Origin of the sequence: Bradyrhizobium sp. KBS0727, from assembly GCF_005937885.2 — a bacterium.
Classification (GTDB): domain Bacteria; phylum Pseudomonadota; class Alphaproteobacteria; order Rhizobiales; family Xanthobacteraceae; genus Bradyrhizobium.
The window spans coordinates 5,089,731-5,112,003 of sequence record NZ_CP042176.1; the positions used below are offsets into that span (position 1 = coordinate 5,089,731).

The following is a 22,273-nucleotide window of genomic DNA, read 5'->3' on the forward strand; positions in this document are numbered from 1 at the left end:
CCGTGATGTCGCCGGCTCATGGACCCGCTCAATCAGTCGCGGCGTTCATATCAGTCTGAATTTTTTCAACGCTGCGAGTGGGTTCGACCTTGCTGTCGAGTGAGCGCGTACAGCAATCCAGCCGTTCTGTATCCTGCAAATACTCTCTTGAGTAGCGGACATTTGTATTAAGCACCCCTTAAAAACATCGAGGACCAGCCGCGCCGAATTGCCGCAAACAAGACGTGCCATCCGGGAAATATTGGGATATTTTTTTTGTTTCCGTGGTCCAAAATTGGGCTGGCCGCCAACCAGACAGTCGGTGGTGCCAATGCAACAGATTGCGGACTGGCTCGAGAAGCTTGGGCTTGGACAATACGCGTTGCGTTTTGCCGAGAACGGGATCGACCTTGGTGTCCTTGCCGAACTGACGGACCAGGACTTCGACAGGCTCGGGGTCCTGCTCGGCCATCGACGTAAAATGCTGCGCGTGATCGCTGAACTCAATCAAGCAGAACTGGTTGCCGAGCCGGCTCTTCGGCATGATGCCGAGCGACGCCACCTCACTGTAATGTTCTGTGATCTTGTGGGCTCGACCGCGCTTTCGGCGCGCCTCGATCCCGAGGACATGTGGGAGGTGATCCGTTCCTATCGGACCGCGTGCGCTAGGGTCATTGCCACTTATGACGGCATTATCGCCAGGTTTGTGGGCGACGGAATACTCGCCTATTTCGGCTATCCCCGCGCACATGAGGATGACGCGGAGCGCGCAGTGCGAGCGGGGCTCGACATCATCGCCGCAATAGGGCTGCTCGAAACGCGCGGGCAAGAACAGGTTGAGGTGAGGATCGCCATCGCGAGCGGGCTTGTGGTGGTTGGCGACCTCATCAGCGGAGGCGCATCAGAGGAGCAGGCAATGGTCGGCGATACACCGAATGTCGCTGCCCGTCTCCAGAGCTTGGCGGAGCCGGGAGCGGTTGTCGTTGCTGCTTCGACGCGCGCCCTGCTTGGCGATTTATTCACTTTTCGCAGCCTCGGCCGCCGCGAGGTCAAGGGCATCTCCGAGCCCATCGCGGTCTGGGCGGTCGAAGGTGGAGCCGCATCGGAGAGCCGCTTCGAGGCGGTGCGAACCGCGCGCTCGATTGGCTTTGTCGGCCGCAAGGCAGAGATCGAATTCGCACTCTCGCGCCAGCAACTGGCGTGGCAGGGCCAGGGCCAAGTGGTGTTGATTTCTGGCGAGGCCGGGATCGGCAAATCGCGCCTTGTTGCAACGCTCTCCGAGAACCCTGCGTTGGGGGCCCACCGTCGGGTGCGCTATCAGTGCTCGCCCTACCACACCAACAGTGCGCTTCATCCCTTTATCGCTCAACTCGAGCGCGCTGCCGGCATCAGGTCACAGGACACGCCCGAGGAAAAGCTCGACAAGCTTGAGGCAATGCTTGCGCTTGGAACGCAGCAGGTGGCTAAAGCGACGCCGCTCATTGCCGCTCTCCTTTCGATCGAAACTGGCGAGCGCTATCCGCCGCTCGGCTTGAATCCAGTGCAGCAGCGGCGGCAGACATTCGCCGCCCTTCTCGATCAGCTTGAGGGTTTGGCACGGCAGCAACCAGTGCTGATCGTCTGTGAGGACATGCATTGGGCCGATGCCACGACGCTTGAGCTGTTCGATCTCGCGGTTGACCGGGTCAGGGGGCTGCCGATACTCGCGCTCATGACCTGTCGGCCCGAGTTCGAGCCGCCCTGGGCCGGTCTTCCCAACGTCAGCCTGCTGCGGCTCGATCGGCTTGACCGGCAGGACACGCGCGCTCTGGTCGAGCAGGTGACCGTCGGTCGACGGCTGCCAGGTGAAATGATGATGCAGATCATCGAGAGGACGGATGGTATCCCGCTATTCGTCGAGGAATTGACCAAGATGGTGCTGGAGTCCGGACTACTCGTAGAAGATGCCGGGCGCTATCGCCTCGATAGTCCGCTCCCGCCGCTCGCCATTCCCGCGACACTGCAGGACTCGCTTATGGCGCGGCTCGACCGGCTCGCGCCGGTCAAGGAGGTGGCACAGATTGGCGCTGCCATTGGCCGCGACTTCTCATACGCGCTGCTGCGTTGTGTGGCGGGGCGCGATGATCTGACGCTGAGCGCCGCGCTCGGGCAACTCGAGGAGGCCGAACTGCTATTGCGCCGCGGGACGCCGCCAGAATCAAGCTACAGCTTCAAGCATGCGCTCGTTCAGGAAGCCGCTTACGAGAGCCTGCTCAAGAGTCGCCGGCAACTGCTCCATAAGCAGATTGGCGATGTCCTGCGCGATAGGTTTCCGGTCATCGCCGAGATCGAGCCGGAAGTCCTAGCATACCACTTCACTGAAGCCGGGCTGAGCGGAATAGCCCTCGAGTGGTGGCGTAAGGCGGGTCAGCAGGCGCTGAAACGCTCGGCATATTCCGAGGCAATCGCACATCTCGGCAAGGCGGTTGCGATCGCCGATGAGCTGCCTGATGAGCCGGGCCGGATCATGAACCGGCTGCATCTTCAAATCGTATATGGCCGAGCGCTGCGGGGCAGCCTTGGACACAGCGCGCCCCAAACGGTGGCCGCGTGGACGCGCGCCCGACAGCTAGCGGCTGACATCAACGATCCGGTCGAACTCGCGCCGATCCATTCGGGGCTGTTCAATGCCTGCTTGACTCACGGCGAGATCGCGCCGATGCGGGAATTGGCGGATGCAATAGTGAGCGCCGCCAACCGACGACCGGAATCGCCGGTGGCTGCAGTCGTCGCACATTGGACAAACGGGGTGACCTGCTGGTTCGGTGGCGATTACTTGAACGCGAAAATGGATCTTGAGCGGGCACTCGCGATCTACGGTGCCGAGCCGAATCCCGAGACCTTCAGGGCATCGACGCTGGACCTGCCGTGCGTTATTATGAGGTTTCTCGCTCTGGTGCTTTGGCCGATTGGGAAGATTGATCGATCGCACCGGCTCGCCGCACAAGCGGTGAGCGCGTCAGGAGAAAAGCGAGCGCTCCCTCAAGCCAACGCGCTCGTTCATAAGGCTGTCTTCGACGGACTATGCGGAGGCCCGTTGCAACAAACGGAGACAATCCTTGCCTTGGGCCTCGCCCGCGAGCACACGATGCCCTTGTATGTGGCCGCCGGCACCTACCTAAACGGTCTGGCAAAGTGGCGTGCCGGCGACCGAGAGGGTGGACTTGCAGAAATGCACCGAGGCTGGACCTTGCTGCACGAAAATGACTGCTATCTTTGTGAGCCATTTTGGGGGAAGCAGGTTGCCATAGCGAATGCAGCGGCAGGGCAATTCGAGACTGGGCTGGAAATTTTGCGCGAGTTGATCACCTGGACGGAACAATCCGGCCAGCGTTGGCTGGATGCCGAACTGCATCGTGTCCAGGGTGAGCTCTTATTGCGTCGCGACCCGCCGAACCCTTCTAGCGCCGAAAATGCCTTCAATAAGGCCCTTGACATCGCCCGAAGCCAACAGACGAAGACCTTCGAATTGCGCAGCGCAGTCGGACTTTCGCGCCTTTACATCAAGGATGGTCGTGCGGCGGCCGTATCTGCGATGCTCGCGCCGCTCCTCGCAGATTTCGATGCAGGGCGAGATATCCCCGAAATCGAAGAAGCGGAGAAGTTGCTCAGGCATAGGCATTAGCCAAGCTGGCCATTCTTTTTCGACCTTTCTCAACCCGAAACCGATAATGCTCGTGCACAAGTATCCCACTCGATACCCCACTTGCACGTTTGGTCACAGTTTATCCCGGAATCGAAATGAGCATCATCTAATGCGTTTGCACAAATTGGAGCGGTTGATGTCCACACATGCGGCCGATGCCACCTTCTCGACATAGAGGGATACGGCGCCTCGGTGCAGCCACGACAATTCTGGCGGGGCCAGACCATCAAGAGAAAGTTTGGATTAGATCCAGCCTAGCCGAAGCCGGTGAGATCTAGCGTCCGCACCTCAACGACCGCTTTGCGCCGCCAGGACCGACCGTTCCATAGTTGCCATTCCGCGAACCGGCTCATCTCCAAATCCTTCCATTCTGGTACTATTTAGAGCTTCGCATCGGCTTCGGAGATTAGCTGGCAGTACTTCGTGCCGTCGCCAAAACTGCCCGGCTCAGGCGGCAGTCCTGATCGAACCCGTCTCCGCCGATAGTCTCCCCAAAACGGGAATATTCGCGGAAATGGCCGGAGACTTTCGGCGATTTCCACCTCAAGTCCGGCGAATTGGGAGCCTGGAGACCAAATCGAATGCGCGAAAAGCCGGGATTTCCGGCGCATTCTCGCGTTTCCTGGGGAGCCCGGCCTAACGCCGGAATGGCTGGCTGGGGCGGGAGGGATCGAACCTCCGAATGGGGGAATCAAAATCCGCTGCCGGCGGCTGAATCATACCAAGCTTCTAACAGCACCGAGGGCGCAATAGGCTTTCAACGCGCGGCAGCCCGCACCGAGGATGAGCTCGGACACCGCTGATTAACAGGAAGCCGGCGCCGCTTCTCGTTCAAGGCTGAATTCTGATCGACTTTGACAATCAGCCTACTCGGTCGGGGCGGATCTTCGCCGTCGCAGACTCGCGACCGAAAACGTGGTGCGGCGCGTGGTGCGATAGAATTCGGAGCGTCAGAACGAGAGCTAAGTTATTGATATTACTGGTAGCGAGAGACCGCTGCGCTTTTCCCCACACGACCCAAATCTGCGATATTTCCTCCGATCGTCCGCCTAAACTCAGAAATTTGTCGGACGGAAGATTCAAATCGGGACACGCAAAAATCCGGCACGTTTGCCGACCATCGGGATGGCTGAGACGACCCTTGGGTCGGCATCCCCACCGCGATAGCCGCGGCGGAACTCAGAGGTGGCGCGTAACGAGGCCAGTCGGCGTGGCAATGCCTTCGAGGGTTCTGATCCGCTTCTCGAGCCACCAGCCAAACTCAGGTGACCAGTCCTCGAAGCGCGCGTCGATGCCGAGATCGTGCGCCCAGTGGTGGGCGATATTGGGATTGAACTGCGACTGGCGGCCGACAGCGATCAGATCGGCTTGGCCCTTCCGGAGAATGGTTTCGGCTTGCTCCGCCTCAAGAATGATGCCGACGGCCATGGTGGGCATGTCAGCTTCCTGGCGGACGCGCTCAGCAAATGGGACCTGGAATCCGAGGCTGCGCGTTACCTGAGCTGCCGTGGCCGCACCGGAGATACCGCCCGAAGAGCAGTCGATCACGTCCACGCCGCGCACCTTCAATTCGTGCGCAAGGGCGACCGTGTCATCCATGTTCCAGCCCTCCACGGTGCCATCGACCGACGAAACACGTACGAAAAGTGGCATCGAGTCCGGCATTTCACGGCGCACCGCCTCGACAGTTTCCAAGGGAAGCCGCATGCGCCCGGCCCGGTCGCCGCCGTACTCGTCGTCGCGCGTGTTGGAGACCGGCGACAAAAACGAGGCGAGCAGATAACCATGCGCCATGTGGATTTCGATGGTATCGAATCCGGCCTCAACCGCCCGTTTTGCGGCACCCGCCCACGTGCCGACCATCGTCTTGCAATCGGCTGTCGTCAGTGGCCGCGGCGTTAGCCAGCCTTTGGCGACGGGCTCGGCCGTCGGCCCGACCGGCTGCCAGATCTTGGCGCCGGCTTTCAGATTCTCCTCGGTCAACGGGCCCATGCCCTGCATGGCGCTCTGAATCGAGGCCTTGCGACCGGCGTGACCTAGCTGGATGCCGATCGCCGTGCCTTGGCGCTTCATAAACGCGATCAGCGGCTTGAAGCTTTCGGCCTGCGTATCGTTCCAGAGGCCGAGGTCATGCTCGTTGTTCAATCCAACCTCCTCGACCGCCGTCACCTCGACAAAGACGAGTCCGAAGCCGCCCAGCGCGTAGCGGCCGAGATGGACGACGTGGAATGTACCGCAGATATTTCCGGGATCGCAACGATAGTGGACCATCGGTGGCACAACGAGGCGATTTTTCAGCGAGAGCCCTCGAATCGCGAGTGGCTGGAATAGCATTGGCCGCACCACTTTTTCGCCGTTGATCGATCCGTCGGTCATTCCAATATCTCCCTGTATGCTGTGACCACTCAGCGGGCCTGCGCCATCATGCGTTGCGTTTCGGGGGTCCCACCGATGCGCGCGAGACGAATTCATTTGGAACGAGAACGCTGCGCGCTTCTTGCGAGTTACCATTTCGAATCCGATCGAGGAGCATGCCGGCGGCAATCCGGCCTACCTCCGCCTGATCCCACCCGATGACGGCAATCGGCGGTGTGAACAACTCGGCCAACTCGGAATGGCCCGACGCGACCACCGAGACATCTTCCGGTATCCTCAGATTGCGACCCCGGATGGCACGCAATACGCCCGACAACATGTCGATACCGCCGGAAATAATGGCCGTCGGCGGATTGCGCTGGCCGAGCATCGCCGAGGTGAAACGGAATCCGGCACCGGGCAGAAAGCTTCCGACTTGAATGAGCGACGGATCAGGCTCCAGACCGCGCGCGGCGTAGGCCTCCTGATAGCCGCGGACGCGTTCGCGCGCCGGGTAAAGCCCGCGCTCGCCGGTGATCAGGGCGACGCGCCGGTGACCGAGGTCCAGCAAATGGCCGACGGCAAGACGCATTCCTTCGGCGTGATCGGCGATCACGGCATCCGCCCAGGCCGTTTGATCTCGATCGATCAACACGATGGGAATATCGAGATCGCGCAGGAACGCCTCAAACTCACCGGAGATAGCCGTGTACGGCCCCATCATCACACCGTCGGCCTGTCGCCGCGACAGGCGGCTGAGCAACTCCCGCTCGCGCTCCATGCGGCCTTCCGAATTGGAGATGACCAGGGAGAAGCCGACCTCATCGAGCACGTCGTGCGCGGCTTTGACGAACCCGGCAAGCTGCGGGATGTTGATCTCGCGCAGGATACATCCGATCGTATGGGTCGACCCCATGCGCATGCTGCGGGCCACCGCATTCGGCGAATAACCGAGTACATCGATCGCCTGCTGGACCTTGCGGCGGATTTCAGGGCGAACGGTGGTGTTTTCATTGAGCACGCGCGACACCGTACCGGTGGAAACCCCGGCGGCAGTCGCCACATCGTGGATCGTCAGCTTGCTTCCGCGACTTGCCATCCGCCATCCGTCATCTGTCGCCCGTCGTTCGCCATCGTCGATCGATTCTAACGCATGATACACGGAAGTGAATCCCGATGGGTGATCCGAAGGTCGTAGGCATTTGGCGGGATTGCGGCTCAGACCTCGAAAGCCCACTGCTCCGCAACCAGGCTGTACTTTCTTGCCTCGCATCGCATATGGCCAAAGCCCGGAAAATGCAGGTGCATGCCGCCGACCAGCATGTCATCGGAGACCACCATGTCGAATATCATCTGCCGAGCAACGGCGGCGGCCTCAGGATCGGTGTCAAACTCCATCGTCACTTCGGGACGGGCGACCTGGATTTCCGGTACATGGACCGTGTCGCCCCAAATCACCAGTGAGCTGCCGCCGGACGAAATGACATAGGCAGTATGGCCGGGCGTGTGGCCGGGAATCGGAATCGCGGTCACGCCGGGTAGCACTTCGCCTTTCATGAAGGTACGCACACGGTCGGCGGCCATATAGGGCTTGATCTGGGTACGTCCGGCTTCGAAATAGCGTCGGCGGGGACGCTCGGCCGCTTTGGCCATCGCTTCGTCGTTGAACCAGTGATTGATCTCGTTCTCATGCACGATGACTTCGGCGTTCGGGAACAGCCGCGTTCCGGTCGCGGCATCCGTCAGGCCGTTGGAATGGTCGGGATGAACGTGGGTCAGCAGCACCCCGTCCACCGAGTCCGGATCGATACCGGCGGCCGCGAGATTGGCCGGCAGGCGACCGCACGTCGGCCCCATCAGGTCGGCAGAGCCGCAGTCGACGAGATAGGTACGGCCGCCGACGCGCAAGGCAAATGCGTTGACCGAGATGCGCGGCGGAGACGTGCGATGATCGCGCGCGAGGATGGTCTTGGTCTCGTCCTCCGGGATATTGCGGAAAATCGTGTATCCCATATCGACGTAACCGTCGCTGAGGCCGGTGACCAGCACGTCGCCGAGTTTGCGATGATAGACGCCTGGGACCTGCGTCGGGGACAAATTGTTCATCGGGCTTCCTCTTGAAAAAACCGAGCGACGACGGCGGGATCGTCGCGTCTGTGGTGCCAGCTGCGGCCGACGCGAAGTCCGGCCTTCGACCAGAGTCTGATCTGCATCAGGGCGTAGGCCCAGGTGACGGCGAAGACATCCATCACCGGCGCGCCGGCAATCTCGTGGACGCCGTGGCGGACAAGGAGCTCGGCCAACACACCCTCGGCCGGAATGATCACGTCGGCGCCGCGTGCCACCAGCCGCTCGGCCACCGCCGTGAAATTGGCGATAACAGGCGCCGGGTCGACGTAAGCCCGCGCCAGTGCCGGCTCGTCAAGCGGCGGATCCATCGCTGCAACTTCGAGCACGCGGGCGCCGAGCTTGTGTTTATCGACCGCAACCTTGGTCATCCACTGCACCGCCGGCGCGTTGGAGACCAGCGCCACGTAACTGCCGAGCGAGCAGCCGACCAGCAGCCCGCTTTCCGTGAGTGAGGCCACCGGGATATCGACCGCCGAGCGGATCTCGCGCAAGAACGGCTCGCTGAACGAGCCGATGACGAAGGCGTCGTAGCCCTGCTTCTCGGCCGCTATGGCATAGTCGATGACCCGGTCGAGAATCCGGTGATAGGCAAAGGCATTGCCCAGCACCGCGGTCGCCGAGGCGCCGCCATACGACCCGACCGGAAGCCCGTGGACGACGACATTTGCATCATCGCCGAGGATCTCCGCAGCGTGGGCCTCCAGCGCGCGTTTGTAGACATCAAGGTGATCGAGTTCGTTGACCGACTGATGCCAGATGCGCGGCGGCGATCCGTTCGGGACAGCTTCCATCATGCATCGATCCGCTCAGCTGTCAGACGCAGCGAGCGGAGCGAACCGAGATCTTCCAGGTTCCAGAGCTGCTCGAACAAGGCCGCGGCCTGCGCCCGCTTGAACACGCGCGTCGCGCAATCCATGAACTTGTCTTTCAGTTCGTCCCGCGAGAGCGGCAGCTGCCAACTGCCCTTGGCATGAACCACCGGCGCGTGCTCCAGCAACTGACCGGACGCAAGCACGACGCTGACCTGATCGGCCGGGGCGAACGGCTGGTCCCCGGGCATGATCTCATCCGTCGTCGTGCAGCGGACTTTTGCAAAGGTGGCGCCGACTTCCGGTCGCGACACAAACTCGTCCGTCAATTCGGAAAGACTGACCCGTCCGGCGATCAGCGCGGACGCCATCGCGAATTCCATGCTGAATTTGGCCTCAAGACCGGTCTGCGGATTGTTGTTGCGCAGCATCAGCTTTTGCGTAATGCCAGTATGGACGCGAATTTCTCGCACATCGTCCGGCTTCAGCTTGTGTTGGCTCACCAGTCCCAGCATCGCATCGATCGAGCGATGAGTGGCATAGCAGGTGGGATAGCGCTTCACATTGACGCCGAGATCCTCCAGCCGCCAGTTCTTGCCGATATCGATCGTTCCATGCTCGATGTCAGGCGTGCCTGAAGGCGAATGGGCACGCAGGAAGCCGGTTTGGTGCTCCAGCACGTCGAGCGACGCCGTAAATCCCTGATCGGCCAGACGCGCCGCAAGCACGCCCGACTGGGCGGTGCGGCCGGCATGCAGCGATTTGGTCATGGTGCCGAAATTGGCGACCAGACCCGACGCGAGCGACGCGGCAATGGCGATGGCATGCGCCGTCTTGGTGGAATCGAGCTTGCGCAGCCGCGCGCAGGCGGCGGCGGTCGCGAGCGCGCCCATCACCGCGGTCGGATGAAAGCCGCGTTCATGGAAGTGACCGGGCTCCAGCGCTGCGACCTGCGCCCATACTTCATAACCCGCGACGTAGGCCGCGAGCGCGTCGGTGCCGCTGGAATCGAGCGACCAGCCTTCGGCCAGGATCGCCGGCACCAGCACCGCGCTCGGATGGCCGGCGAGCGCGACGTCGTCATAGTCAAGCACATGCGCCGCGACGCCGTTGACGAGCGCGGCATCCGATGATGCGAGATTGCGGCCCGACGGAACCTCCGGCGCACCATCGTTATGGGTGGATGCGGCCACCATGGCCGACACAATTCGCACCGGCTGTTCTGCCGCGCCGGCGATCATGACGCCGACGCAATCGACGATGCCGGTCCGCACGGCCGCGCGGCACCTGTCGGACAGGTCGGATGGCTTGAGGCTCGCAACAAAATTCGCAGTCTGACGGGTGATATCCAGCATGGGTCGCCTCCTCAGTAAGAACGTGGAAGACCGAGCACGTGCTGCGCCACATAGGCCAGCACCATGTTGGTCGAGATCGGGGCCGTTTGATAAAGTCGTACTTCACGCCACTTGCGCTCGACGTCGTATTCCTGCGCAAACGCGAATCCGCCATGGGTCTGGAAGGTCGTGTCGGCCGCTTTCCAGGTGGCCTCGGAAGCCAGCAACTTGGCGATGTTGGCGTCCGGACCACAGGGCCGTCCCGCCTGGAACAATGCGGCGGCGCGGCGGCACATCATGTCGGCGGCCTCGAGTTCGGCGTAGGCGCGCGCCAGCGGGAACTGAATGCCCTGGTTCTGGCCGATCGGCCGGCCGAAGACCCGCCGTTCGTTGGCGTAGGCAACGCCCTTGTTGAGGAGCCAGCGGCCGTCGCCGACGCATTCGGACGCAACGAGGATGCGTTCAGCGTTCATGCCATCGAGGATGTAGCGGAAGCCCTTGCCTTCCTCGCCGATGAGGTTGGCCGCCGGCACCTTCAGATTCTCGATGAACACTTCGGTCGTGTTGTGATTGACCATCGCCTTGATGGGGCGGATTTCAATGCCGTTGCCCTTCGCTTCCCGCAGATCGACAAGGAATACGGAGAGTCCTTCGGTACGCCCCCTCACCTGATCGATCGGCGTGGTGCGCGCCAGCAGCAGCATGAGATCGGAGTGCAGCGCCCGCGACGTCCAGACCTTCTGACCGTTGACGACATAGACGTCGCCCTGACGCTCGGCGCGCGTCTTGAGCTGGGTGGTATCGGAGCCGGTGTTTGGCTCCGTGACGCCGAACGCCTGCAGCCGCAACCTTCCCGCCGCTATCTCCGGCAGATAGGTTCGCTTCTGCTGTTCGTTGCCATGACGCAGCAACGTCCCCATGATGTACATCTGCGCATGCGCCGGGCTGGCGCTGCAGCCATTGGCGTTGATCTCTTCGAGGATCACCGCGGCCGCGCGCAGCGGCAGGCCGGAGCCGCCATATTCCTCCGGAATCAGCGCACCGAGGAAGCCCGCTTCGGTCAGCGCGGCAACGAACTCGGTCGGATAGCCGCTGCGATCATCGAGCTTGCGCCAGTATTCGCCGGGGAAACCCTTGCAGATCTGCCGCACGCTGTTGCGCAGGTCGGAAAAATCTTCACCCAAGGCAACGGTGACTTCCATGTCAGCCGTCTGGGCGGTGTCGTGATAATTCATGTCTGATCCTTTCAGGCGGCGGCGCTGGCCGACACGCGGTACGTTTTGGGCAGCCCGGCGCGGGCGATCGCGCCGGAGAAGCGCTCGCCCGGTAACCAGCTCTCGACTTCGCGTCGCAACGCGACCAATCTTTCGACGTCGGCGCCGGTATCGAAGCCAAGCTGTTCGAGCAGGAATACGGTGTCTTCGGTGTCGATGTTTCCGGTGGCGCCCGGTGCGAACGGGCAGCCGCCGAGGCCGGCGAGCGAAGCGTCGAACGCACGCACACCCGCTTCCAGTGCGGCCGTTACGTTGGCGAGGCCGAGACCGCGGGTGTCGTGAAAATGACAGGCGACCGGCAATGGACGGACCGCCGCGATCACGGCGCCCATCAGCCGGCGAACCTGGCCGGGATCACCATAACCCACGGTATCTGCAACGATGATTTCGTCGGCGCCCAACCTCGCGAGCCGCACGGCGATCTCGACTACGCGAGCTTCCGACACCGCGCCCGAGATGGTGCAGCCGAAGGCGGTCGCGATGCCCGCGCCAAGCCCGATCCGCTTTCCCGGACGCTGGTCGCGCGCTGCGGCGATGCGCTCAAAATCGAGCAGCGAATCCTCGGTACTGCGGCGGACATTGGCTTGATTATGGGCCTCGCTTGCGGACAGCACGTAATTGACCATCGGCACGCCGAGCGCAAACGCACGCTCCGCGCCCTTCAGATTCGGAACCAGAACCGACGGCCGCAGGCCTGACATGGCCAGCGCGCCCCGGGCCACCTCCTCCGCGTCGGCGAATTGCGGGATGACCTTGGCCGGCACGAACGAAGTTACCTCGATCTCGCGGATCCCGGCCTCCATCGCCCCGCGGCACCAGGCGAGCTTGCGCTCGCTCGGCAAGATGCTCTTGACCATCTGAATGCCGTCTCTCGGCCCGACTTCGCGAACATGAGCTTTCTCACGCATCTGACGGTCTCCTCTACTTGCCCTGAAAGTTCGGCTTGCGGCGCTCGTTGAAGGCGAGCACGCCTTCACGCCGGTCCGCCGTTGGAACCAGGCGGTTGTAGGCCTCGATCTCGAAGGTGAGGCCGTCGGCGAGCGACATCTGCAGGCCGCGATGGATCGCCTGCTTGGCCTGCCGTACCGAGATCGGACCGTTGGCGGCAATGCGATGGGCGATGGCGAACGTCGCCTCCAGCAATTCTCCTGATGGCAGCACCCGATTGACCAGGCCCCATTGTTCGGCCTCGGCGGCGGAGAACGGCATGCCGGAAAGGATCAGTTCCTTGGCGCGGCGCTCACCGACGGCGCGCGGCAGATTCTGCGTGCCGCCACCGCCCGGCATGATGCCGAGCGTCACTTCGGTCAGCGCGAAGCGCGCATTGGTCGAGGCGTAGACGAAGTCGAGCGCCGCGGCGATCTCGCAACCACCGCCGTAGGCCGCGCCATTGATCGCACCGATCACCGGGATCGGGCAGCCCAGAAGCGCACGCAGCATGCGCTCGAAGACAAGATGCTGCGCTTGCCAGGCATCGTCAGTCATGCCGTTGCGCTGCTTCAGGTCGCCGCCGGCGCAAAACGCCTTGTCGCCGTGTCCGGTTAGGATCACCGCCCGCAGACCTTCGATGTCGGTCGAAAATCCCTCAAAGAGCTCGACCAGATCGAGGCCCATCTGGGTGTTCATGGCATTGGACGCCTCCGGCCGATGCAACGTCACAAGCAGGATATTGCCGTCGCGCCGCTCGACCTTGATCGTCTGGAATTCACTTCGCATGGGTCGTCCTCTTGCTTGCGGATGTCCGAAGGATGCCATTGTGCTGGCCCAGCGCCGGCGCAGCCGTGCGCGCGCGGGGACGCGCGCCATCGAAGGCAAGCGGTATACCGACCAGTTCGATGTCGTCGTCCGAGCAACGCACCATCATATCGAGTGCCCGGGTTTGTGGATGCCGTGCCACCTGATCGGTGGTGAGCAGCGGCGCATTTGGAACACCTGCTTCATCGAGAATTTCGCCGAGCGCATCGGCCGTATAGCGGCCGACAGCCGTCTGGATTTGCGGGATCAGCCGCTCGCGGTTGACGACCCGCGCTGCGTTGGTCGCAAAATCGCGATCGGAAGCAAGCGCCGGCAGATCCAGCGCACCGCACAGCTTGCGGAACAGATTGTCGTTGCCGGCAGCGATCATCAGCCAGCCGTCGGAAGCCTTGAAGGCCTGGTAGGGCGCGATCTCCGCCGTACCCGAGCCGTAGGGCTTGCGTACTTCGCCCGATGCCGCATGACCGGCCAGCGGCACCGTCATCCAGGCAAGTCCGGTCTCGTAAAGCGAGGTCGCAACGCTGCGCCCCTGCCCACCCTTGTTGCGCGCGACGAGGGCCGCGAGCATGCCGATCACCGCCCACATGCCGGAGCCCATGTCGACCAGGGAAACACCGACGCGCACCGGTGGACGGCCGCCCTCGCCCGTCACGCTCATGATGCCGGTGCTGGCCTGGGCGAGTGGATCGTAACCCGGCTTGCTGGCCAGCGGCCCTGTGGCGCCAAAGGCCCCGATGTCGCACCAGATCAGCGCAGGCTTCTCTGCGCGCAGCGCGCCGGCCGTGAGGCCGAATTTTTCCAGGATGCCGGGGCGCAGGTTCTGGATCACCGCGTCGGCCTCTTCCAGAATAAGCGAACGCAATTTTTCGCAGTCGCCGGGGTCGCCGAAATCGACGGTGACGCCTTCCTTGCCGCGGTTGAGGCTATGGAAAACACTTGCAGTCTCGTTCCAGAACGGCGGCCCCCAGCCGCGCGCATAGTCGCCGCTCCTGGGGTTTTCGACCTTGATCACGCGCGCGCCCAGATCCGCCAGAATGAGTCCCGCATAGGGCGCAGCCACGCTGTGCCCGAGTTCCACCACGGTGATACCCGCGAGCGGCTTGTCGACGTCGGTCATCAAATCCTCCCGGCAGGCGACGCAGACGTCGCTGCCATCATCAAAACAACTCTCATCGTGCGAGAAACCCTCCGTCGACCGGCAGCGTAACGCCGGTGATCATGCTTGCGGCTGGACTGGACAGAAACAAAATGGCTGCAGCGACCTCCGCCGGTTCGGCCAATCGATGCATCGGCGTCGCCTCGATCACATGGGCCGCCTTGACCGGATCGGCCATCATGCCGGCGATGAAATTCGTCCTGACGAACGTCGGCGCCACCGCATTGACGCGAATGCCGTCGCCGACCCACTCCAGCGCTAGCGCGCGTGTCATGTTGACGACCCCGCCCTTGGTGGTCTGATAGGCCACGTTGGGGTAGAGCCCGCCTGACAATCCCATGATCGAAGCCGTATTGACGATGGCGCCGGAGCGTCCGCGCATGCTGCGGGCCGCGATCCGGGCACACAGGAACATACCCGTCAGGTTCACGGCGAGGACGCGATTCCAGCTATCGACCGACAGCGTATCGGCCGGCTCACGCACCGCGAGACCGGCATTGTTCACGAGAATGTCGACCGGACCGAGCGTTGCAACCACGCTGGAAAATGCCGCCTCGACAGCCGTTTCACCGGAGACGTCGGCCGTGATGGCCATCGCCTTACCGCCTGCACCAACGATCTCCGCCCGAACGGCTTCCGCTTTTGCAGCATCGTGATCAAGTACGGCTACGGCGGCCCCGGCCTCCGCGAGCAACAACGCAGCGGCGCGCCCGATCCCATCGCCGCCGCCGGTCACGACCGCGCACTTCCCCTGGACCAGGAATTGCTCCAACGCTTTTGGCAGTTCGGTCTGCGCCATTTGCTTCATCGCCTCCCGTATTCGCGCGTCACGACTTGTCCATGGCGTTGTCGGCAACCAGTACCGCGCCATTGACGAAGCTGGCACGATCAGACAGCGCGAAGACGATCAGGTTGGCGAGTTCTTCCGGCTCTCCCCACCGCGTATTGCGCATCGAATTGTTTTCCGACCAGCGCTTTCGTTCGGCTTCGGCCTCTTCTGGGTTCAGATTGCGTTTGGCCAGCTCGCGCTCCCATTTCGCAAAGCGTTCCGGCGTGGTGACGAAGCCGGGAACGACGCAGTTGACGCGGATGTTGTGCGGTCCGAATTCGTTGGCGAGGATTTTCGAGAAGCGAATCTCCGCCGATTTGGCAGGCCCCGTGCACGACGACAGGAACGGCGGCATCGTCACCATGATCCCGGTTTCGCCGGCAACATTGACGATGCTGCCGCCGTTCTGCTCGACCATGATCGGGATGATACGCTGGCAGATGCGGAACTGGGCAAAGAAATTGATCGTCATGCCATATTGCAGTTCCTCGTCGGTGACTTCGAGGAACGGTTTGTAGGTGCCAGTGCCGGCATTGTTGACGAGGATGTCGATGCGGCCGAGGCGCTCGCGCGCAACCGCCGGCAGTGCTTCGATCTGCTTCAGATCGGTGACGTCGAGAGAGAGGGTCTCGACCTTGGCACCGGTTGTCTTCTCGACGTCCGCGCGGCATTCGGCCAGCGCGTCTTCCCGCCGCGAGCAGACCAGAACCTTGACACCCTCCTCCGCCAGCAGCCGCACGGTCTCAAGACCGATACCCTTGCTGCCGCCGGTGACGATGGCGGTCTTGCCTTCCAGTCCGAGTTTCATTGCTTTGTCCCGTTGTAAGATATGGTCAGGCGATCCAGCAGCGTGCGTATCGGCATCGATCCACCGTTGTGGGTGGAAGCGAAGACTTCCGCGGCCAGACTGCTTCCTTTGCCCGCCGGCATTCCTGAGCCGGCGAGACGGTTCTCGAACACCTCGCTGGCCCTCGCTTCGTCCTGAAACACCAGCCTCCCCGGCGCCTCGCGGGCAGTTCGGCGGTGGCGTGCACCATCCTGCATCTCAAGTTCGACAGTCGCGTCGAGATGGGTACCGACGTCGTCGGGCTCGACGGTCGTCTTCTCGACAAGCGCCATGATCTCCGAATCCTGGCGATGCGCGACGCCCATGTCGTAGTCCAGCCGACCGTAGCGGAGCATGGCAGCAACCGCGAAAGCCGTGCTGGCCTGGGTCTGCACAGTTCTCGTGAACGGTCCTTTGAAGGACGTTCCCGGGTATTCCGTATAAGGACGCCAGATCGTGACAGTGACCCGCTTGATCCGCGACAGGTCGATGCGGTCGCCGTGGAGCATATGGGCGGCCAGCACGGCGGACATGTTGTCGCCGAGGGTAGCGAAGGGCTTTGCCATGATGCCGATCATGGTCCCGAGATCGGGAGCCTGCAGCCATTGGTCCGGCATGCGATCGAGCCCGGCGAGCGAACGCATCAGGCCCTTTGGTCCTTCCAGGGCATCGGGCGCCCCCTGCACACCACGCGCGGCGAGCTCGGCGGCGATCAGGCCGCCATGGGCGGCGCGGCCGTTCTGCACACGCCATTCATCTGAACCGCAGCGCACCGGCTCCAGCGTGCCACCGGTCGTACAGGCAGCGATGGCGACCGCGTTCGTGGCCTTCGCAGCATCGAGCCCGAGCGCCGCAGCGCCAGCGGCGGCCGCGCCAATGGTGCCGAAGGTCGGGCTGGTCCGCACGCCCCGCCCGATCAGCCCGCGAGCGACGGTTTCGCCGGCCCCCAGCCATTTCAGCGTGGCGTAACCGACGGCGAGCGCCGCCAGCACGGTACGCAACGGCGCATCCAGCGCCTCGCCCAACGATACGGCAACCGGCGAGATCAGCGATCCCGGATGGGTCCAGGAATCGTGGTCGGTATCGTCCTGGAAATGCGCATGGACGGCGATGCCATTGGCGAGAACCGCTTCGGACAACGGCGCGCGCTTGCCGTTCGCCCAGATGCGCGCGGTCCGCGCGCCTGATGCGACCTCCGTCGCCATAGCGCGGGCCGCGGCAGCCGTCGGTTCGTCACGCGCGGCAAGCGCAAGTCCCAGCGAATCCAGCAGACAGATAGCGGCCTTTACCGCGACATCCGGGGAGAGTCCGGCGGCGGACGCCGTTGCCGCAAAAGTCCCAAGGTGCGTGGTCGCGTTCAATGTTGCAGTCATCACAGATACTCCTCGGCGAGCGCGACATCGCGAATTTCCGCGACGGTGCCGCTCCGCCTGATCTCGCCGCCACGCATCACGTAGCCGCGCGTGGCAAGTTTCAGCGCCGGGCGCGCCATCTGCTCGGTCATGAGAATAGTCGTGCCGCGCCGTTGCATGTGGCGGATCGCCTCGCTGATCTGCACGATCCAGACCGGCGCAAGACCTAGGAACGGTTCATCCAGCAGCAACAACTTCGGAAACGAACTCATGGCCCGCGCCAAGGCGACGATCTGTTGCTGGCCGCCCGACAGTTGTCCGGCCGGTTGACCGGCGCGCTCCTGCAGGATCGGAAAGATGCCGCAGAGCCAGCTCCAGGCCTCCCGCTGTGCCGCACCACCGCGCCCACAAGCGCCGCTCAGCACATTGTCGGCGACCGACATGGTTGGGAAGACACGGCGGCCTTCGGGAGAATAGCCCATCCCGGCGCGCGCACGCCCGTCACACGACACGGCACTGATATCGGCGCCGGCGAAACGCACGCTGCCGCGTGACGCCGTAACGAGCCCGATGACGGCATTGATCAGGCTCGACTTACCTGCGCCATTGGCGCCGATCAGCAGCACCGTCTCGCCCTCAGCGACGTCGATCGAGACGCCGCGGAGCGCCGTGATGCCGCCGTAGCGGACTTCAAGGTTGTCCACCGCCAGCATCAGGCCGCTTCCTCATCGATCGTTCCGAGATAGGCGTCAATCACGTCCTTCCGTGCCAGCACTTCATCCGGCGCGCCTTCGGCCAGGACGCGGCCGGAATCGAGCACCAGGATCTTCGGGCAGAGACGGCGCACGAGATCCATGTCGTGTTCGACAATCAGCACGCCGCAGCCCAGTTCCTCCCTCGCATGGCGGACAAAGGAGTCGACGCGCAGGCGTTCGCGCCGCTCGAGGCCGGCGGCCGGCTCGTCGAGCAGCAGAACCTTCGGCCGAACGGCGTAGGCCAGGATGAGGCCGAGCATCTTCTGCAACCCGTAAGGCAGCTTGTCGCTCTGCTCGTCAAGCTGCGGCGCGAGTTCGAATTCCTCGACCAGCGGTGCAATCGCCTGCCATGAATCCTGGCCGCCGCCGCTAAAGCGCAGGGCGCGCGAAATGTTTTCGCGCACCGTTGCGGTGCGGAAGGTATTCGTCTGCTGAAAGCTGCGGACGATGCCCATTCGGCTGATGACGTGAAGCGGCTTTCTCGTCATGTCCCTGCCGTCAAGCCAGACCCCGCCGGCGGTCGGCTGCAGCATGCCGCAGATGACATTGATCAACGTGGTCTTCCCGGCACCGTTCGGGCCAATGACGCCAAGCACTTCACCGGGCGGAATGGAAAAACTGATACCGTCGAAGACGTGCAGTCCGCCGAAGCGCTTGGAGATGGAGGCAACTTCGAGAAGCGCACCGCCGGTGCTGCGTTCGCTTGCATCGGTCATGGCTGCGGCTCCGTGGCGGTTGGCACCCGCAACGCCGCGGGCGAAGCCTTCAGAGACGATGAAGATGGTCCGGGCGAAACGAGCCGGACGCCAAGGCGATAGATCGTCCCGACCACGCCGTCGCGCGCCGCCAGCACCACGACGACGATAAGGAAGCCGAACAGAAACTGGGAATACTCGCCGCGCAACGCGAATATTTCTCCTGCCCAGATCAGCAAGGCGCCGCCGACCACCGGCCCAAGCATGCTGCCTTTGCCGCCAATGATCGCATAGGCGATATAGTTGACCGACGAGAGCGGGCTGAATGATGTCGGGTGAGCGGTGAGCAGCATGTTGACCAGCGCAAAACCGGCAAGGCCGGATACGCCCGCGGCCACGGCGAAGCCAAACGCCTTGTAATGCCAGACCACCAGGCCGAGGCTCTGGGCCAGCAGCTCGTTCTCCTCGATGGCCGCGAAATGCTGGCGCAGGCCGCGGGTAACCATGGCCGTGATCGTCGCGCCGGCAAGCGCCAGACCGGTGGTCACCAGCAGCACCGCCCGGTTATCGCCAAGCTCGATGCCGAAGAATGTCACGGCGGGCATGCCGACGAGGCCGTTGGAGCCGCCGGTCCATCCCGGCGTTTCAAACAGGACCAGTTGGGTGATTTCGGTCAGCACAAAGGTAACGAGCACGAAATAGACGCCGGTCAGCCGGAGCACCAGCGCGCCGAGCGGCAGCGCAAACAGCGCCGGCACCACGAAGCTCGCAACGCCGAGCAACAGGACGTCGGTCACGCCGTGACGAAGCCCGAGAATTGCAACCGTGTAACCGCCGATGGCCATGAAGGTCGGCACCGCAAAGGTCATCAGGTTCATGCGCAGCATGATGTAGACGCTGAACGCCGCGGTGATCGCGATCAGCATCTGATTGGCCAGCGAATAGATCATCGGGTTCTCGCTGACCCACGGAACCACGAAGACACAGGCGATGACGGCGACGCTCGCCGCTTCGGCAATGCCTCCGTCACGTCTCGTCGAAAGGGAGCGCGCGGTCATCGGCTCAGGCTCCCCGGACCCGGTGGCCAAACAGCCCTGACGGCTTCACCACCAGCATGACCAGCACCAGCACGAAGAGTGCGAGCGCGCCCTTGGACCCGCCGAGATAGACCGCCGAGAAGGCCTCCACCATGCCGACGAGGAAAGCAGCCACCGTCGCACCGCCCACGCTGCCGAGACCGCCGAGAATGACGATGAGGAAGGACGTCGCCAGCACCGGGTCGCCGATATGCGGCGCAAGCGACAGGATCGGGGTGACCAGCGCGCCCGTGAGCCCGGCCAGCCCCGTCGCCAGCGCGAAAGCGGCGGGAAACAAGACCGTCGGACGCAGCCCCTGCGCGGTCGCAACGGCGCGGTCATCGGCAAGCGCACGCAACGCGCGGCCGAAATCGGTGTGGTACATCAGGCCGTAGATCGACAGGATTCCGACGATGCAGATCCCCAGCACCACGAGATTTTCGACCGGCACAAAGAAACCGTAGCCGCGAATGACGCCGGTCAGGGGAAACGCGAAGGCGGGCGATTGCGGCCCGAAGATCACCAGGATGCCGCTCGACATCATCATGTAGAGGCCGAGCGTCAACATCAGCGTCGCCAGATGATCGTCGATCAGGCGATCCAGCGCGAAGCGTTCGAACAGATATCCGAGCCCGGTGGTGCCGAGCGCGGCGCAGACCACCGCGAGCGCGTAGGGCATGCCGAGAAAGGTCACCGCGGAATAAGCGAGATATCCCCCGAGAACATAGAAGCCTCCATGTGCGAAGTTGACGACTCCAAGGATGCCGAAGATCAGAGTGAAGCCGAGGGCGAGCAGCGCATACTGCGCGCCCAGGCTGATGCCGATGAGGCCGGTGGCGACAAAGCCCTGCACTAGATATCCGCTACTTGCCGCCGGCCGCTTCGACCCTCATGGTCGGCTGCAGCTTGCCGCCGGTCACAAGTCCGACACCGAACGGGAACGATAGTTCCTGGTTGATGCCGAAGAAGTCCTGGCCGATCCAGTGACCGGCTCCCAGATTGGGATCGCTTACCGGCAATGCCCGCAGCGCTTCCGCCACCTTGGCCGTATCGGCCGTACCCGCCTTGGCGATCGCCTTGACCACCATGCGAGCGCCGGACACCCACTGGAAGAACAGGTTGTTCTCCGGCCGTTCGGTGCCGAGCAATTTCTTGTAGTCGTCAGCGATCTGCTGCGCCTTCTCGTCGATGAAGACCGGCTCGTACCAGTAAAAATCCTTCAACACCTCGTCGCCGCCGGCGACGCGGGAGATCTCGCTGTAGCCAGGGCCGCCCAGGCGTCCGATCGGTCCCTCAAAACCGGCCTGGCGCAACTGCTTGACCATGATGCCGGCGTCGCCGGGCGGCGACGAGGCCAGATCGACGGCCTCCGGCTTGGCGTTCATGATGCGGGTGACGATCGGTGCGAAATTAGTGGTGCCGCGCTGATAGTATTCCTCGGTGGCTGCGATTCCGTTCTTCTTGTAGGCATCGGCATCGACGCTCGCGATATCGGTGCCGCCCTGATCGTTCGGCGCCACCAGCACGACGCTCTTGATGCCGAACTTCTGTTTGGCAATCTTGATGATTGGGTCGGCCCAGCCCGATGGGCCCGGACCAACGTGAAAGACCAGCGGCATCTGCGGCGACAGCGCATCCTTGGCGTAGCTGTTGCCCATCACCAGCATCAAATTGCGCTTGGCGATCGGCTTCACGCCCGTGAGTTCGGGCGAGCCGATCGGGCCGATGATGAATTTGACGCCCTGTCCCGCCAGCGTATTGGCCGCAGCGGCGGCGCCTTCAGCGGTATACTTGCTGTCGATGGCGACAACATTGACCTTGCAAGGTGCGCCACCGATCTTGATCAGACCATCCCTGTTGGCTTCCGCAGCGACAAATTCCACCGCGCCGCGCAGTGCCAGGCCCCACTGCGCGGCAGGGCCCGACAGAACGCCGACCACGCCCAGCGTCAATTCCTGTTCCGCGGCCAGCACCGAGGTGTTCGAACCGGCAAGCGCAGCACCGACAGCAGCGCCGGACAGCAACAGGCTCCTACGCGTAATGCTCATGACTTCCACCCTGAATTTTTTCGGCTGTACCGCCGCGATTTTTTGAACGAAGACCCGACGCGCCGCAGCCGGGAGCGCTCCCTTCGCATCGTTCGGTGGCAGGCAAGCTAGGTCGAGAAATGGCAATTGTCAATGAAACGTTTCATCTAATCGCATTTCGACAGCGCTGACTGTCAGCCGGGCTTCTCAATCGACCCACATCAAGTTACGCGAAA

The 22,273-nt window shown here is 63.0% G+C and carries 18 protein-coding genes; 1 reads left to right on the forward strand and 17 read right to left on the reverse strand.

The window, feature by feature from the left end; genetic code table 11:
• The first annotated feature begins 310 nt into the window (after window positions 1-310).
• On the forward strand, window positions 311-3,643 hold the full coding sequence (locus FFI89_RS23920) for an adenylate/guanylate cyclase domain-containing protein (protein WP_168213018.1): 3,333 nt from the start codon (window positions 311-313) through the stop codon (window positions 3,641-3,643).
• Window positions 3,644-4,843: 1,200 nt separating this feature from the next.
• Here the strand turns inward: FFI89_RS23920 and FFI89_RS23925 are convergent.
• The 17 genes from FFI89_RS23925 to FFI89_RS24005 all read right to left on the reverse strand — a co-directional run bounded on the left by FFI89_RS23925 (window position 4,844) and on the right by FFI89_RS24005 (window position 22,058).
• On the reverse strand, window positions 4,844-6,040 hold the full coding sequence (locus FFI89_RS23925) for an NADH:flavin oxidoreductase/NADH oxidase (RefSeq protein WP_138830057.1): 1,197 nt from the start codon (window positions 6,038-6,040) through the stop codon (window positions 4,844-4,846).
• A 46-nt stretch (window positions 6,041-6,086) separates the two neighbouring features.
• Window positions 6,087-7,082: a LacI family DNA-binding transcriptional regulator gene (locus FFI89_RS23930; protein WP_246669239.1), complete on the reverse strand. Its 996-nt coding sequence runs from the start codon at window positions 7,080-7,082 to the stop codon at window positions 6,087-6,089.
• 155 nt (window positions 7,083-7,237) lie between these two features.
• Complete coding sequence (locus FFI89_RS23935) at window positions 7,238-8,125, reverse strand: MBL fold metallo-hydrolase (RefSeq protein WP_138830058.1); 888 nt, start codon at window positions 8,123-8,125, stop codon at window positions 7,238-7,240.
• Window positions 8,122-8,943 carry an aspartate/glutamate racemase family protein gene (locus tag FFI89_RS23940; protein ID WP_138830059.1) on the reverse strand — a complete coding sequence of 274 codons (822 nt, stop codon included), beginning with the start codon at window positions 8,941-8,943 and terminating at the stop codon, window positions 8,122-8,124. Before FFI89_RS23940 ends, FFI89_RS23935 begins: the two co-directional genes overlap by 4 nt.
• The gene (locus FFI89_RS23945; RefSeq protein WP_138830060.1) at window positions 8,940-10,313 is read right to left on the reverse strand and encodes an MmgE/PrpD family protein; all 1,374 of its coding nucleotides are present in this window, start codon (window positions 10,311-10,313) and stop codon (window positions 8,940-8,942) included. The genes FFI89_RS23940 and FFI89_RS23945 overlap by 4 nt, the downstream gene beginning before the upstream one ends.
• Before the next feature lie 11 nt (window positions 10,314-10,324).
• On the reverse strand, window positions 10,325-11,527 hold the full coding sequence (locus tag FFI89_RS23950; RefSeq protein WP_138830061.1) for an acyl-CoA dehydrogenase family protein: 1,203 nt from the start codon (window positions 11,525-11,527) through the stop codon (window positions 10,325-10,327).
• Window positions 11,528-11,538: 11 nt separating this feature from the next.
• Window positions 11,539-12,474, reverse strand: coding sequence for a hydroxymethylglutaryl-CoA lyase (locus tag FFI89_RS23955; protein WP_138830062.1), 936 nt, complete (start codon window positions 12,472-12,474; stop codon window positions 11,539-11,541).
• A gap of 13 nt (window positions 12,475-12,487) precedes the next feature.
• On the reverse strand, window positions 12,488-13,282 hold the full coding sequence (locus tag FFI89_RS23960; RefSeq protein ID WP_168213019.1) for an enoyl-CoA hydratase/isomerase family protein: 795 nt from the start codon (window positions 13,280-13,282) through the stop codon (window positions 12,488-12,490).
• Window positions 13,272-14,438 (reverse strand): CaiB/BaiF CoA-transferase family protein, encoded by a 1,167-nt coding sequence (locus FFI89_RS23965; protein WP_138830064.1) that lies wholly within the window; start codon window positions 14,436-14,438, stop codon window positions 13,272-13,274. The genes FFI89_RS23960 and FFI89_RS23965 overlap by 11 nt, the downstream gene beginning before the upstream one ends.
• 52 nt (window positions 14,439-14,490) lie before the next feature.
• Window positions 14,491-15,276: an SDR family NAD(P)-dependent oxidoreductase gene (locus FFI89_RS23970; protein WP_138830065.1), complete on the reverse strand. Its 786-nt coding sequence runs from the start codon at window positions 15,274-15,276 to the stop codon at window positions 14,491-14,493.
• A gap of 28 nt (window positions 15,277-15,304) precedes the next feature.
• Window positions 15,305-16,114 carry an SDR family NAD(P)-dependent oxidoreductase gene (locus FFI89_RS23975; RefSeq protein WP_138830066.1) on the reverse strand — a complete coding sequence of 270 codons (810 nt, stop codon included), beginning with the start codon at window positions 16,112-16,114 and terminating at the stop codon, window positions 15,305-15,307.
• Window positions 16,111-17,505: an MmgE/PrpD family protein gene (locus FFI89_RS23980; protein ID WP_138830067.1), complete on the reverse strand. Its 1,395-nt coding sequence runs from the start codon at window positions 17,503-17,505 to the stop codon at window positions 16,111-16,113. Before FFI89_RS23980 ends, FFI89_RS23975 begins: the two co-directional genes overlap by 4 nt.
• Entirely contained in the window at window positions 17,505-18,197 is a 693-nt protein-coding gene (locus FFI89_RS23985; protein ID WP_138830068.1) for an ABC transporter ATP-binding protein, read from the reverse strand. Before FFI89_RS23985 ends, FFI89_RS23980 begins: the two co-directional genes overlap by 1 nt.
• The gene (locus tag FFI89_RS23990) at window positions 18,197-18,955 is read right to left on the reverse strand and encodes an ABC transporter ATP-binding protein (RefSeq protein WP_138830069.1); all 759 of its coding nucleotides are present in this window, start codon (window positions 18,953-18,955) and stop codon (window positions 18,197-18,199) included. The genes FFI89_RS23985 and FFI89_RS23990 overlap by 1 nt, the downstream gene beginning before the upstream one ends.
• A complete protein-coding gene (locus tag FFI89_RS23995) occupies window positions 18,952-19,992 on the reverse strand; it encodes a branched-chain amino acid ABC transporter permease (protein WP_138830070.1) in 1,041 nt (346 codons plus the stop codon). The genes FFI89_RS23990 and FFI89_RS23995 overlap by 4 nt, the downstream gene beginning before the upstream one ends.
• A gap of 4 nt (window positions 19,993-19,996) precedes the next feature.
• Window positions 19,997-20,863 (reverse strand): branched-chain amino acid ABC transporter permease, encoded by an 867-nt coding sequence (locus FFI89_RS24000; protein ID WP_138830071.1) that lies wholly within the window; start codon window positions 20,861-20,863, stop codon window positions 19,997-19,999.
• Window positions 20,864-20,873: 10 nt separating this feature from the next.
• Entirely contained in the window at window positions 20,874-22,058 is a 1,185-nt protein-coding gene (locus FFI89_RS24005; RefSeq protein WP_138830072.1) for an ABC transporter substrate-binding protein, read from the reverse strand.
• Window positions 22,059-22,273 lie beyond the last annotated feature (215 nt).